Below are 13,961 nucleotides of genomic sequence, written 5' to 3'. Positions count from 1 at the left end.
CTCAGTCAGGCTAGAAACAAAAGATTTCGATACCGATTTTCCACATAGTTCTTCAACAATCTTTGAAACTTTACGGGTAGAAACACCTGAGACATACATCTCTAACATGGAAGCGAGCAGTGCCTTTTCATTTCGCTGATAACGCTCAAACACCGTCGGTGCAAATTCACCATCACGTGTTCTAGGCACTTTTAATTCAAGTGTACCCACACGAGTCGTAAAATCTCGCTCATAATAGCCGTTTCTTTGACTCTGACGACTTTCTGATCGTTCATAGTCATCGGCTTGAATATATTCGGTTCGTTGATTTTCCATCAATTGATTGAAAATAGTGGTTAGAATGTTTTTAGATACATCATCTTTTATCGAATGTTCAATAATACTTTGAACCTCTTTGTTGTTCAGTGTAAAATGTACTTGGGTCATGTAACGTCCTCCTGGGTATGTTTTTGTGGTTAAAAACATTGTACCGTAAAAAGGGCTGTTACATGGCCTTTTAACTTTTACACAATTATATGGACTTTATCTACATACAATGTCCTTACTATATTTTCTAAAACATCATAATCCTAAAAAAATCCTTTAAAAATAATATTTAAAATTTACAGCTTTATATGATGCATAAAATTATTTTATATATTTCGATTTTATATATTGCATTATTTGAGAATTAAAGTCATTTTTTTTCGATAAAGATTTTCAATTTATTAAACCTTTGGAATCTAAAATATTCTCCCTTTTATATACTGTGGCTCTATAAAATATTTTGTAATCAAATTATTCACTTATAGCACTCAAATAAAAAAGCACCCACTGCACTATGGCAATGGATGCTTGAGACCAGCTTATCTATGACTTTTTACCCAGTCAGAAAAGCTTTGATGATTATCATCGTGATGTCTACGATTATCATGTTTAGCTTTATATTTTAATTTTTTTGGTCCTTTGTGAATCTTTGATTTTCCATGCTTAACATGATGTTTTCGTTCCACTTTTTTATGGTCTCCTACGTGGAATCCAGAACGTTTATCATCAGATTTATGGAACACAGGTTGTTTATGATTTTGATCATGAATGATTGGTTGTGGTTTCACTTCATGACGAAATTCCTGCCGTTGTTGTGACGAATGTGGCATTTCAGGTGGTGCTGCAAAAGCGCCCACAACGCCAAAGCTTGATAACAATCCAGTTATTACGAGTGTTTTTGTAAATGTTTGATTCATCATAATACCTCCATGACTTTACTTGCCGGACTGCCGCTGAAAGAAATCATACAAATCTCTTTCAATAACTTTAATAAATTTAGTTTACGTTTTTTCAGCTAAAATTGCAAGTTCAAATTGAACACCTTTAACCAAATAATTTAAGCTGCATAGACGGTATCTAAATAAGCTTCAAATAAATCATCAGGCGTATCATACCCAAGGGACTTTCTAGGTAATGAATTCATATCCTCTGCAAACCAGAGAATCTGCTCAGCAAAGTAGTTTTCGATAGACTTTCCTTTAGGTACGTACTTATGGTAGGCGTGATTGATTAAGGGCGTTATACAGCGTTTTAGCACATACAAGTTCCTCTTCAGTAAACAGATTATGCTTCTTAGCATAGCCAGCACATACGTCTAATGACCAGTTAGCTTTTTTAACTTGCGCTGCAACCCAAATAGCAAATGGACTTTCAGACGTAATGCGCTGTTTACGACCAGAACGTTTTCTGTTTTCATAGTAAACGGCTTGACCTCGACTAGGTACATACTCTGTTGGTCTGCCTCGATGTGTCGTCTTAGTTACAGTGCCACGTTTTAATTCGTAGCCCACAGTACTAGGTGAGCAATTAAGTGCTTTTGCAATCTGGCGATAAGAGTAACCTTGCTTATGGAGCGCTTTGATTTCGCATCGATCTTCAAATCTTAAGTGTTGTCCTCTTTCGCGAGGTAGGGTATTAATGGTATTATTTAGGTAGTCCATAGTGATTGCCTCCGGTTAATTTTGTGTCGTAACTTAATTTTACCATTGATGCAATCCTATGGATCTTTTTATTTAGTTTTAGTGTTCAATTTCATTCTACAATTTACGTGTTCAATTTCATTCTACAATTTACGAAAAATATCAAATAAATAAATATCGCATAAATGGTGCAAAACACGCCATATTAATCCTACTTTGACATTTATCACAATATACACTAGATACATTTTACAGTCAATTGTAATTACATTAAAAATGTTAATAAGTCTAACCGCAGTGCTACAATACATTTATACCACGACAACACCTCCTACATAGAGGAATTCCATAAGTACGTCCATTCTGCTATACTAACAATAGATGTATAGTTAAATCACGCTTTATAATTTGAGTTCTATATACATATTCCCCCTAGGAGGTACAAATGGAAGAAAGAATGGATTTTCGTATCTTAAATAATGGTAGTTTTATTCCATCCATTGGATTTGGTGCCTACAAGACTGGCACCCCAGAAGAATCTGAATTAGCTATAACCAACGCTATCAACGTAGGTTATAGACTCATCGATACAGCGGCTTTTTACGATAATGAAGAGTCCATCGGGAAAGGCATAAAAAATACAGATGTAAATCGTGCTGATTTATTCATTACTACCAAATTATGGCACCGTGATGCAGGTTATGATAGTACATTACGAGCTGTTGAAAGTTCCCTAAAAAAACTGCAACTAGATTATCTTGATTTATACCTTATCCACCAACCAATTGGTGATATTTATGGCTCTTGGAAAGCCATGGAAGAACTCTATGATCAAGGTGTACTCCGTGCCATTGGCGTCTCAAATTTCTACGAGGATCGCCTCATTGATTTGTTATATCATTGCAACGTAAAACCAGCCATCAACCAAATTGAGTGCCATCCATTCAATCAACGTGAGGAATTACATCAGCTCATGCGTATGCATCAAGTGGTAGCCCAATCTTGGTCACCATTCACAAGAGGTAAACTGCCATTATTCGACCATCCGATTATTAAAAGCTTAGCAGAAAAATATGGTAAAACACCACAACAAATCGTACTCCGTTGGAATATCCAACGTGGGATAATACCATTGCCTAAGTCCAATAATGTAGAACATATGAAGAGCAATCTTGATGTATTTGAATTTAAATTAACAAATATTGATATGGATGTGATGGCCCTACTCAATGAAGATAAGGCGCTAGAGGATCATCATGCAGCAAGTGGGCTCGATCGGCTCATCAAGCTTTAGTGGCTTAGCCGAGGCCGCCTCGGTTCTCTCCTGACGACTTCGTCGAATGTCGCTACACCGAGAAGACCTCGGCTAAGCGTTCATAAAAAAAGATGGGCCCCCTCGGGTGGCCCACTTTTTATGCACAGATTTATATTTAGTTTGGAGATATAATCCTCTAAAACACGGCCTGAACTAAAATCATATACAATACGGTCCCTCCGCCGATGCTAAGCATCATACTACGTCGCCATAAATGCACGATAGTAGTGGCTACTACACTGATAAGTTCTGGCAATCCATGAGGATAGGCTAGAATAACTGTATCTTTCAAGGCGTAAACCACCAACATACCGATGACTGCAATGGGAAATGCCTTACCTAGAAAAGCTACAAATTTTGGTACTTTCCGATCGTTAGGAAACACAAAAAACGAGATTAGACGCGTACACATCGTCCCTAATACAATAGCACCAATAGTGATAGCCATTTCCATACTAGTCATAGCGAACACCTCCCCATTTATAGGCAATATAACAAAGAACGAGCATTCCGAACATTGCAGTTAACATAAATGCTGTCTTGCCTACCACTAACAAGGCAATTATCGCTAATATAACACCAGCAATACCAAAGTAGATCGATTGCACTTTTGTAGCTGACAATAACATTTCAAGAAAAATCACGAGAAATAATGCAGTTAGTACAAATTCAATCCCTTTGAAATTAATAAAGGACAACAAAGTTCCAGCTACACCACCTAACAATGTGCCTACACTCCAATAAACATAATTCAACCAGGTCACATGGAGATAAAACCATCCCTTATCAACGTCATCTGGCAAAGTGGTACTGACGTTAATAGCAAAACTTTCATCACACATACCTAAAATAAGAGGCCATTTTTTCCATCCCTTATCGCCATATTTTTCAAGCATGGACAAACCATAAAATATATGTCGTCCATTGATAAGCAAGGTTAGAATGAATGCACCAATGGGATCAAATGGGGCTAGTAATAAACTAACAGTAACAAATTCCATGGATCCTGCAAAAACAACTAGGGCAATCACCAGTGGTAACCATGCTGGCAATCCTTGACTGATACCATATAGTCCAAGACCAATGCCTAAAAAAACAAAACTAACCCCTATGGGGATAGTTAGAGGAAATGCGTAAGAAAACGCTTTTTTAGAAGAACTCATCATTCACCTTTACTATTAATTAGCTATAGGGGGCCATATGGCTCACGTATTGAATCATCTTGACATATAAGCTCTAGAATATAGGAAACCCATTTAATACCATCTTATATATCGGATTTTCTACTGAATTATACTCTATTCTAGCGAATTATACTCTATAGAGTATACCTATATCTCATTATAACAAATAACTTTACATTCAGAATATTAAATATATACTTTATCATATAATTATGATAGGATATATATATCTATTAAGGAATTATGAACTCGGATTTAATCACACGCTCTTATTAGAAAGGACTGTTAGCATGAAATTAAAAAAATTATTAGCTCCTGTGTTAGTGGTAGCTCTTGCACTAGCATTCGTAGGTTGCGGTAACGACACAAAAACGGCAGCTGATACGACACCAAAAGAAATTAAAATCGGTGCCACTGCTGGCCCTCACGCCCAAGTAGCAGAAGCTGTTGCAAAAGAGGCTGCTAAACAAGGCATTACATTAAAAGTTGTAGAATTTTCTGATTACATCACACCAGACAAAGCATTGGCTGATGGAGATATCCAATTGAATGCATACCAACATGTACCATTCATGGAAAACTTTAATAAACAAAACAACTCCAAATTAGTAGCCATCGGCAAAACAATTTTAATGCCAATGGGTTTATATAGCAATAAAATCAAATCTCCTATGGATATTCCTGCTGGCTCTATCGTAGCCGTTCCTAACGATCCTACCAATGGTGGTCGCGGTTTAGCATTACTTGCTAAAGCAGGCATCATCAAATTGAAAGATGGTGTTGGTTTTAAAGCAACTCCTGCTGACATCGTTAGTAACCCATACAATGTAAAAGTACAAGAATTAGAAGCTGCTCAATTACCTCGCAGTCTTGATGACGTTACTATTGCTGCTATTCCTATGAACTATGTTCAAAGTGCTGGCCTTAACGTAAAAGAACAAGGCATTTTCCTTGAACCAAAAGATGAGCCATTAGCAGTTATGATCTTAGCTACTCGTGAACAAGACAAAGATAATGCAACATATCGCAAAATTGCAGATATCTATCAATCTGAAGCAATCAAACAATTCATCACTGATACGTTTAAAGGCACTATTACCTCTGCCTATCAATAAAATGTTAAATACCTCGTGTCTTAAAGATGCGAGGTATTTTTATGCCTAAATATATCTATAACGCACGCCATTAGAACTCAGAACTATAAAAAATATTTACAAAAAAAGATTTCGCTTGCCGAAACAAACGAAATCTTTTTAATCTTCATCAAACGTAACCTCTAGGGCATTACGTTCTACTATATTTTTATATCGAACCTTAGGATACCCCATCAAGATAGCACCAGCAACGACTTTGTCATCTGGTACACCGAGCAATTCCATCAATGGTTCATAACCAGATTCACCTGCATGTTCAAAGAACCCCGCCCAACAAGTGCCAAGCCCAACCGTTGGTGCATATAACTCTGCATAAGTTAAACAAGAATGTCCACTATCGTGTGTTCTATGAATATCTTTCTTAGGTCCAATAGCCACCACAAGCACCGGTGCATCACGCAAGATATATTCCTTACCTTTATCCACCTCTGCTTGTGCAGAACGTGCATATAAACGCATAATAGGTACTGTTTTTGCTTGTTCATGCATCCATTCCAATACGAGAGCCGAAATTTTAAGCAATGTTTCCTTATTTCTAATGACAATATAAGAAATGCTTTGAGTATTCGTAGCAGTCGGTGCACGTCGTGCTACATCTAGCACTTTTAAAATCAAATCCTTTGGTACTGGTTTATTCTGATAATTACGAATAGAACGGCGACTACGCAAAAATAGTTCTGCTTGTTCTGGTGTAAACTTTTGTTCTTTTGTTATATCAACCTGCTCAGAGCGAGGTGTTAAATCACTATCCAAGGCGTTAGTGGGACATACGGCCACACAATGACCACAAGTAATGCATCCACCTTTACCAGTTACTGGTCCATCATCAGTCATAACCAACAAGCCCGTAGGACAGTCGGCTACACAAAGACCACAACGTGTACAGACTTCTGTATTCACTGTAAACAACATAAATGGTTTTCCTCCACATCAAATTATAAAGATTATTATATCGCATAAAATCAATAAAATCTATATATTTTGAAATTTTCCTAGACCATTCATATAGGATTAACCAGTATAACTCAGGTATTACAAAATATCAATTCTTTCATCATTCAAAGCCTTATTCATGCTACGTACAGCACAGAATTTGCCACACATACTACAAGTTTCACTATGGCCTTCCTCAGGAGCACGACTATCACGAATAGCACGTGCCGTCTCTGGATCTAATGCGCACGCATATTGGGCCTCCCAATCTAGGACGCGACGAGCATCTGCCATTTTATCATCAATGTCACGCGCCCCAGGGATTCCTTTTGCAATATCTGCTGCATGAGCTGCAATTTTGAAAGCCATAATACCTTGTTTTACATCCTCTAAATTTGGCAACGCCAAATGCTCTGCAGGCGTTACATAGCAAAGGAATGCGGCGCCGTGCATACCCGCCACAGCACCACCGATGGCTGCTGTAATATGATCGTAACCTGGTGCAATATCTGTTACCAATGGCCCTAACACGTAAAATGGTGCTCCACTGCAAATAGTTTGTTGTACCTCCATATTGGCTTGTACTTGATTAAGAGGCACATGACCTGGACCCTCTACCATCACTTGTACATTTTTAGCCCATGCCCGTTTTGTTAATTCACCAAGACGAACGAGTTCTTCGATTTGACACACATCAGTGGCATCTGCCAAACAGCCTGGTCGGCATGCATCGCCAAGAGAAATCGTTACGTCATGTTCTGCACAAATATCTAAAATTTCATCAAAGTACTCATAAAACGGGTTTTCCTGTCCCGTCATAGACATCCATGCAAATACAAGGCTGCCCCCACGGCTCACAATGTTGAGTTTACGTTTATGTAGTTTAATTTGATCAATAGTTTTACGTGTAATACCACAATGCAATGTTACAAAATCCACACCATCCTCTGCATGTAGACGTACAGTATCAAGAAAATCTTGAGCCGTCAATTCGCCTAAATCCTTTTGGTGATGAATAACGCTATCATAAATTGGCACAGTTCCAATCATGGCTGTACATTCACTGGTCAACTTACGTCTAAAAATCTCTGTATGACCATGTGTGGATAAATCCATAATGGACTCCGCCCCCATTTGAATGGCAGAGTTCACCTTATCCATCTCTAGGTTGTAATCCTTGCAATCTCGCGACGTACCAAGGTTTACATTAATTTTTGTCCGCAACATACTGCCAATCCCCTCTGGATTAATGCAAGTATGATGCTTATTAGCAGGAATCGCTACCTTCCCTTCCGCTACGAGTTGGCGAATATACTCAGGTTGTTGATTCTCCTTGCGAGCCACGCACTCCATCTCTTTTGTAATGATACCTTGTCTTGCTGCATGCATTTGTGTTGTGTACATATTTACCTCCACTACCACTTGGGCAGAGGCTGTATCTCGAAATAAAAAAGAGACACCCTAGGGTGCCTCCAAATTTCTTTGATCTCGTCCCTACGTTGGCATTATCCAAATCAGGTTATGGGTCAAAACGATACAGTTTCCTCTCAGCCGACTTCCACCAGCTCCCCGTCCAATATAATATTGTTACAAGTGTTATTGTACTATGAAAGCCCCATAAATTCAAGGAATTTAAGAGGCCACTTAGTTATTAAATCATGCATAATGATAACAGTATTTCAAGCAAATTTATAGCTATCTATATAGCTATGTAGATAGCCATGTATATACCCATGTAAATTTACGGATATATAACCTTATGTATTAGTTATATTTTTCCACCAGCGCCATGTATTCATCATTATGCTCCTTACGCCATGTAGCATAATCTACAGCATCATTACTATTTAGTATATTTGCCAATTCTTCTATAAACAGAGGAATCCGAACGGCTTCAATGGTAGCAATCATCTTACCAAATTGCTCTGTCCCAATTTCATCAGAACCACCATCCATGAGAGCAAAACCAGGTTGTGGTTTCTTATCCACCATTTTTACAGAACCATGGAATCCAATGGTACCGATTTGGTGGACCCCACAAGAATGGGGACACCCAGATACATACAAACGAGGTAATTTGGATGTATCTACATCATTTGCTTTCAAATGTCTAAAAATAGAATTCAATAAACCATTGGAATCTTGGATACCAATTTGGCAAATTGTATTACCTACGCAAGAAATGGAACTTTCAAAGGTATTTTCTGCGCTGATAGGCAATAATTTTACCATTTCGCGTGCTTCGTCAGCAGTAAGATTAATGATATACACGCTTTGATCTGGGGTTAAACGCATTTCTACTTGATGTAGTCCACTAGCGTATTCAAGAGCATCTAGGAAATGTGGTACCTCTACAAAACCAGCTGCTGGATGATATTCCACATAATATAAGCCCTCTTGTTTTTGTTTACCGATGCGATAATTTAGGACCGCATCATCTACAGCACCCACCTTGGAAATAGGTACGGCGTAATCTGCCGGATTGATGGTGAGTTGTTCCATTTCTTTCACCATGTCTAACGTTTCGTGATATACGGATAGGAATTTCTCCTGTCCTCCCATGAATTCTGGAAGGAAACGGCTACGCGCCTTGCTATGTTGCTTATAGTTACCATAATTCATAAATACCATAAACATAGCTTTCACATAGTACAGAATATCCACAGGCGCCACGTCTTCGCCTACCTTAATCCCCATTTGTGGGCTGGGACCAATGCCACCACAAGCGTACACGTCAAATGTTCCATTAGCAGTGAGGTGGAATCCAAAATCTTTCATCGTTGCATGTGGCGCATCATCGATACCATTGTCGATGGCTACCTTGAATTTGCGTGGCAATTTCAAGTATGGCACTTGTTCAATCATGTAATCGCTCAACGCCGACACATAAGGGCTGATATCAAAGGTTTCGTGCGGATCAATACCTCGTAATACACTGGCAGCAAGATTCGTTGGGTTATCCCCACCAGCACCACGATTATAAATGCCATGTTCAGAACAAGCTTCATAGAGTGCTAATACCGTTTCCCCATTGAGCCGATGGAACTGAATGGATTGACCCATTGTAAAATGCATATGACCCAAATCGTAACGACGAATCATGTCGGACATGAATTTCATTTGATCTGGCAGAATGCGACCGCCCTCAAAACGCCAGCGACACATGCTAGAGTTTCCACCACGCTCTGCATAACTACCAAACTTACCAGATAAACCTTTATATTCCGCTACAGATATCTCCTTGTTATAAAATTTTCTTGTGATATTTTGAAAGTCCGAAAAATCGGACATTAACTTGTATTTTATATCTTCAGAAATCATATTTACTCCTTAGTCTATCCCTGTAATAATTAGTATACTATCACAATTTTTAATATAGATGAAAGCAATTTATCACACTTTATAAATATTCTTCATCAATTCTATGATTTTTACTTTTTATTACGCATATAGACCAACAATTTGGATATAGAGCACCTTACGACAAAAGCGACTAGTGCATGTACTAGTCGCTTTTGTTGCATATTTAATTTATATACCTATATGTATATACATATATTTATGCCCCTTGTTTTATTTCTTCTGCATCAAGTTCATTAAAGGCACTTTCATCAAAGGTTCCCATGATTTTATCTACCACGATAGCATTACTCATAGTACCACTAACATTAAGCATTGTACGGCCCATGTCGATAATTGGGTCGATAGCCAATACTGGAGAAATAGAAGTGAAGAATGCACCAAGACCTGTACCAGAAAGGGAAACAGATGCTGCCATAGTAGCAGTACCTGGTACGCCTGCGATACCAACAGAACCGATAGCGATGACGATAACACTCATGATGTACATTGTTACATCCAAAGGAACTCCTGCGATATTAGCAATGTACACTACGCATAAACCAGGGAATACGCCGGCGCAACCTTGCATACCAGCTGTTGTACCAAAACTACCAACTGTATTAGCTGTTGTTGCATTAACACCCAATTTAGTAGTCAAAGTTTCCACTGTTAATGGCAACACACCCATACTGGAGCGAGATGTAAAGGCCAAAACCAATGGCGCTTTTGTTTTTTTAAAGTACGTAATAGGATTTACACCAAATACAGTAAGCAAAATTGCTTGTACCACCAACATAACGATGATACCAACATAAAGCAATACTACGAACAAGCCCATATCAATAACAGCTTGTAAACCTCGTTGTGCCAATGTGGAAGCTAACAAAGCAACTACGCCATATGGCATCAATCCAATAACAAAATCTGCCACCCAAGAAATAATGAGATGTAATTCATCAAACAATTTAGTGAAGTTAACAAGTTCATTAGTACCAGTTTGTTTAATCAAACGTGCAATGCCGCCAATGATAACGCCAAACACAACCACAGCGATAACATTTGTATCCGCCATTGCTTTCACAGGATTACTTGGAATCAATGCACGGAATGTATCGATAACAGGTTTTACTTCACGCATTTTAGCATTACCTTCTACAGGATCAAGACCTGTCCCAAGGCCAAAGGCGCTACCTAATGCCAAACCAACAATAGCTGCTACAGCTACCATACCAAGATTTGTAGATAACATCGCTACCACTAGTTTTTTTAGATTTGTTCCTTGAGTCATGTTAAGAATAACATGAACAATAGAAATGAATACCAATGGGATAACAAGCATGCGGATCAAGTCAATGAATCCACCACCTACTAGCGAAAACCATTTGGTGCTTTCTTGAATGTAAATGACCTTCATTGGATCATTAGGAAATCCAGCCAAGATTTGAATAGCAATCCCCAATACAGCACCAATAATTGTACCCGCGCCCACTAATGTACCAAATGATACACCTTTACGTTGCAATGCATATACGCCAAACAATGCCAAAATAAATACAATTACAATAGCAACTGACAGTGGATTACTAAGCATTAGAAATTCTTTAAAAAACGGAATATCCATGTTTAAAACTCCTTCCAAAATTACATTTATTATATTCATACTCTAATTATAGGATTTAACGCTATACACAGTATAGCATAGATTCCTAATTATACAAGAGCGGATATAGATATTTTTCAATATATTCTCATGCGATAATATATTTTAATCTCTAATTTTCATATTCTATAATAAAGGTTAGAGGAGGTCATCGTTTATTATAGAGCCAATTTTCAATTATACCGTCAATAAAAATGGCCCTAGCATAGCTAGAGCCATTTTTTATATAACAATTCATAGAATTGTTGAGGGTTATGTAATTAGTCTACCAAGATATATGTTACTTGAAGTGGACCATGAGCGCCGTTTACACGAATCAACTCGATATCGGCGGTATTGGAAGGACCAGAAATCAACACCACATTAGCAGGGAAGTTTGCGGGATCTTCTTTTTGCATAGCGCCTAACATTTCAAAAGCTTGTGTTGTACGAGGCATAATGCTGTCTGTTTTCAAGATAGCAATATGTGTATTTGGTAGCAAGCTGATAGCACGACCGCTGTCGATTGTACTAGGTTGTACGATGGATGCTGTTTCAGCTAAACCACCGATAGCAAATGTAATACCTACTGCAGAATCTTGTGCTGCCATAATATTAGCTTCACGACCTTTTGACGCATCCCATTGTACATAGGATCGAGCATCACTCTTATCAGCAGCAAAGGCTTTATCTAAACCATATTGTTCAACTTCTGGAACATTAGGGTAAATAACTTGACCATTTCCCCAGTCTTCGATAGTTTTAATAACAGTTTTAGCCAATTTATCTGGTGTTGTATTTACATATTTTGTGCCATTGCGATCACATTCTTCTTTAAACATAGTAATGATTTGGTCACGACTCAAATCACTATACATAGTTTCTTGAGGACCTTTACTATAGTCAAAGTCAGGTACGCTAGTAGGGCAAGCGCCGTTATCTCGGCCTAATGCACGAGATAAACGTCCGATGAATTCATTACGTTTAGCTGCATCCATTATTTTTTCTCCTTATTACGTTTCTTTTCATGTTCGGCATAGACATCACGGAATTTCTTAATGGATAATGTACCCATTTCTTTAGCTTGAGTCCAACCACCAAGAACTGGTAATACTTTTGTCCATTCAGGCATATTACCTTCATTATTAGCAATCATTTTCATGCCGATAGCACCAGCTTTTGTACCAAGGTCAAACAAGGTAGCATTGCTAAATACTTTTCCTGCTGCTGTATAAGCTGCTTTTTCCGCTGCTGGACGAGTTTTTATTACGTCAGCTTGAATTTCACGATGTTTCATTAACAATTCGTGAAGTGGAATTGCTACTGGACAGTTTTCAGTACATGCACCACAAAGAGTAGATGCATAAGGAAGATCGCCAGCTACTTCGTAGCCTACGAATAATGGAGTCAATACAGCACCCATTGGTCCTGGATATACAGAGCCATAACCATGTCCTGTAACATGACGGTATACTGGGCAGATATTCATACATGCACCACAACGGATACAACGTAACATATCTTGGAATTCACCACCCAAAATACCAGAGCGACCATTATCAACAATAATGATATGAGTTTCTTCTGGACCATCAGCTTCGCCAGACTTAGCTGGACCAGTCATCATGGAGAAGTAGTTAGAAATTTTAGCACCTGTAGCAGAACGTGTTAGCATTTCCATCATAATATCAAGAGCTTTGAAGTCAGGAACAATACGTTCTGTACCTACAAAGATCATTTGAGTTTTAGGAATAGAGCTAGACATACGACCGTTACCTTCGTTGGAAACGATAGTACATGTACCACTTGCAGCTACGGCAAAGTTACAACCATTAACACCAACGTCAGCTTTAAGGAAGCGTTCACGTACGAGTTTACGTACAAAATGAGTCATTTCTTCTGGATCTTCTGTGCCAGTGTAGCCCAATTTTTCTGCAAATGTTTTACGAATTCTTGTACGTTCAAAGTGCAATGCTGGAACTACGATATGAGACGGTGGATTGCAATCAGCTGTTTGCAAAATAAATTCTGCTAAGTCTGTTTCATTTACTTCAATGCCAGCTTCTTCAAGCACTTCATTTAAAGCAATTTCTTCTGTAAGGATTGTTTTAGATTTAACAATCATCTTAGCTTCTTTTTTTCTCAAGATTTCGAGAGCAATGCTAGTAGCATCCTTGTCATCATCTGCAAAGTATACGTGAGCACCAGCTTTTTCTGCGTTTTCAGCAAATTGACTTACATAGTAGTCCAAATTGTTCAATACATGGTCACGAAGAGATGCCGCTTCTGCACGGAAATCTAACCATTCAGGAACTAAACCAACTACATTATTACGTTTTTCATAAAACACGTCTTGTGCTTTCATGATTGCTTTTTGAGCAAAATCATTAGCTAAACATTCTTTAATACGTGTTTTGTAGGGGCGATTGTCATATATAAGTGCCATGT

The 13,961-nt window shown here is 38.2% G+C and carries 12 protein-coding genes, 1 pseudogene and 1 riboswitch; of the genes and pseudogenes, 2 read left to right on the top strand and 11 right to left on the bottom strand.

Features of this window, described 5'->3' with window-relative positions:
- The 3 genes and pseudogenes from RVY80_RS04655 to RVY80_RS04645 form a co-directional block, all read right to left on the bottom strand.
- The coding region (locus tag RVY80_RS04655; protein ID WP_317329806.1) for a transposase at nucleotides 1-426 on the bottom strand (426 nt) is incomplete at its 3' end.
- 419 nt (nucleotides 427-845) lie between these two features.
- Nucleotides 846-1,226: a hypothetical protein gene (locus tag RVY80_RS04650; RefSeq protein ID WP_317329805.1), complete on the bottom strand. Its 381-nt coding sequence runs from the start codon at nucleotides 1,224-1,226 to the stop codon at nucleotides 846-848.
- A 137-nt stretch (nucleotides 1,227-1,363) separates the two neighbouring features.
- A pseudogene (locus RVY80_RS04645) lies at nucleotides 1,364-1,967 on the bottom strand (transposase).
- A 424-nt stretch (nucleotides 1,968-2,391) separates the two neighbouring features.
- Here RVY80_RS04645 and RVY80_RS04640 point away from each other — a divergent pair.
- Nucleotides 2,392-3,240 (top strand): aldo/keto reductase, encoded by an 849-nt coding sequence (locus RVY80_RS04640; protein WP_295188331.1) that lies wholly within the window; start codon nucleotides 2,392-2,394, stop codon nucleotides 3,238-3,240.
- A gap of 157 nt (nucleotides 3,241-3,397) precedes the next feature.
- On the opposite strand, the gene RVY80_RS04635 is transcribed toward RVY80_RS04640, so the two are convergent.
- Both RVY80_RS04635 and RVY80_RS04630 read right to left on the bottom strand, forming a co-directional pair.
- On the bottom strand, nucleotides 3,398-3,724 hold the full coding sequence (locus tag RVY80_RS04635) for a branched-chain amino acid transporter permease (RefSeq protein ID WP_295188333.1): 327 nt from the start codon (nucleotides 3,722-3,724) through the stop codon (nucleotides 3,398-3,400).
- Nucleotides 3,717-4,424, bottom strand: coding sequence for an AzlC family ABC transporter permease (locus RVY80_RS04630; protein ID WP_317329803.1), 708 nt, complete (start codon nucleotides 4,422-4,424; stop codon nucleotides 3,717-3,719). The genes RVY80_RS04635 and RVY80_RS04630 overlap by 8 nt, the downstream gene beginning before the upstream one ends.
- Nucleotides 4,425-4,735: 311 nt before the next feature.
- Between RVY80_RS04630 and RVY80_RS04625 the strand changes: the two genes are divergently transcribed.
- Complete coding sequence (locus RVY80_RS04625; protein WP_295193885.1) at nucleotides 4,736-5,560, top strand: MetQ/NlpA family ABC transporter substrate-binding protein; 825 nt, start codon at nucleotides 4,736-4,738, stop codon at nucleotides 5,558-5,560.
- Nucleotides 5,561-5,698: 138 nt separating this feature from the next.
- Here RVY80_RS04625 and RVY80_RS04620 read toward each other — a convergent pair whose 3' ends face one another.
- The 6 genes from RVY80_RS04620 to RVY80_RS04595 all read right to left on the bottom strand — a co-directional run bounded on the left by RVY80_RS04620 (nucleotide 5,699) and on the right by RVY80_RS04595 (nucleotide 13,959).
- A complete protein-coding gene (locus RVY80_RS04620) occupies nucleotides 5,699-6,511 on the bottom strand; it encodes a nitroreductase family protein (protein ID WP_317329802.1) in 813 nt (270 codons plus the stop codon).
- A 120-nt stretch (nucleotides 6,512-6,631) separates the two neighbouring features.
- Complete coding sequence (gene thiC, locus RVY80_RS04615) at nucleotides 6,632-7,936, bottom strand: phosphomethylpyrimidine synthase ThiC (protein WP_295188336.1); 1,305 nt, start codon at nucleotides 7,934-7,936, stop codon at nucleotides 6,632-6,634.
- 70 nt (nucleotides 7,937-8,006) lie between these two features.
- A riboswitch (TPP riboswitch) is annotated at nucleotides 8,007-8,114 on the bottom strand.
- 182 nt (nucleotides 8,115-8,296) lie between these two features.
- A complete protein-coding gene (locus RVY80_RS04610) occupies nucleotides 8,297-9,853 on the bottom strand; it encodes a nitrite/sulfite reductase (RefSeq protein WP_317329801.1) in 1,557 nt (518 codons plus the stop codon).
- Nucleotides 9,854-10,091: 238 nt separating this feature from the next.
- Nucleotides 10,092-11,495 carry a cation:dicarboxylate symporter family transporter gene (locus RVY80_RS04605; protein ID WP_317329800.1) on the bottom strand — a complete coding sequence of 468 codons (1,404 nt, stop codon included), beginning with the start codon at nucleotides 11,493-11,495 and terminating at the stop codon, nucleotides 10,092-10,094.
- A gap of 299 nt (nucleotides 11,496-11,794) precedes the next feature.
- Nucleotides 11,795-12,511, bottom strand: a complete 717-nt coding sequence (locus RVY80_RS04600; RefSeq protein WP_317329799.1) for a LutC/YkgG family protein — start codon at nucleotides 12,509-12,511, stop codon at nucleotides 11,795-11,797.
- The gene (locus RVY80_RS04595; RefSeq protein WP_317329798.1) at nucleotides 12,511-13,959 is read right to left on the bottom strand and encodes a LutB/LldF family L-lactate oxidation iron-sulfur protein; all 1,449 of its coding nucleotides are present in this window, start codon (nucleotides 13,957-13,959) and stop codon (nucleotides 12,511-12,513) included. Before RVY80_RS04595 ends, RVY80_RS04600 begins: the two co-directional genes overlap by 1 nt.
- Between the last annotated feature and the right edge of the window lie 2 nt (nucleotides 13,960-13,961).

Source organism: Veillonella absiana (assembly GCF_032970865.1).
Classification (GTDB): domain Bacteria; phylum Bacillota; class Negativicutes; order Veillonellales; family Veillonellaceae; genus Veillonella; species Veillonella absiana.
The sequence above is the reverse complement of the archived record's forward strand: the minus strand, read 5'-3'. Positions and strand labels throughout refer to the sequence as shown.

Bases quoted from the DNA above. Each gene is read 5' to 3' on its own strand.
- RVY80_RS04650 (WP_317329805.1), bottom strand. From the start codon at position 1,226: ATGATGAATCAAACATTTACAAAAACACTCGTAATAACTGGATTGTTA.
- RVY80_RS04640 (WP_295188331.1), top strand. From the start codon at position 2,392: ATGGAAGAAAGAATGGATTTTCGTATCTTAAATAATGGTAGTTTTATT.
- RVY80_RS04635 (WP_295188333.1), bottom strand. From the start codon at position 3,724: ATGACTAGTATGGAAATGGCTATCACTATTGGTGCTATTGTATTAGGG.
- RVY80_RS04630 (WP_317329803.1), bottom strand. From the start codon at position 4,424: ATGAGTTCTTCTAAAAAAGCGTTTTCTTACGCATTTCCTCTAACTATC.
- RVY80_RS04625 (WP_295193885.1), top strand. From the start codon at position 4,736: ATGAAATTAAAAAAATTATTAGCTCCTGTGTTAGTGGTAGCTCTTGCA.
- RVY80_RS04620 (WP_317329802.1), bottom strand. From the start codon at position 6,511: ATGTTGTTTACAGTGAATACAGAAGTCTGTACACGTTGTGGTCTTTGT.
- thiC (WP_295188336.1), bottom strand. From the start codon at position 7,936: ATGTACACAACACAAATGCATGCAGCAAGACAAGGTATCATTACAAAA.
- RVY80_RS04610 (WP_317329801.1), bottom strand. From the start codon at position 9,853: ATGATTTCTGAAGATATAAAATACAAGTTAATGTCCGATTTTTCGGAC.
- RVY80_RS04605 (WP_317329800.1), bottom strand. From the start codon at position 11,495: ATGGATATTCCGTTTTTTAAAGAATTTCTAATGCTTAGTAATCCACTG.
- RVY80_RS04600 (WP_317329799.1), bottom strand. From the start codon at position 12,511: ATGGATGCAGCTAAACGTAATGAATTCATCGGACGTTTATCTCGTGCA.
- RVY80_RS04595 (WP_317329798.1), bottom strand. From the start codon at position 13,959: ATGGCACTTATATATGACAATCGCCCCTACAAAACACGTATTAAAGAA.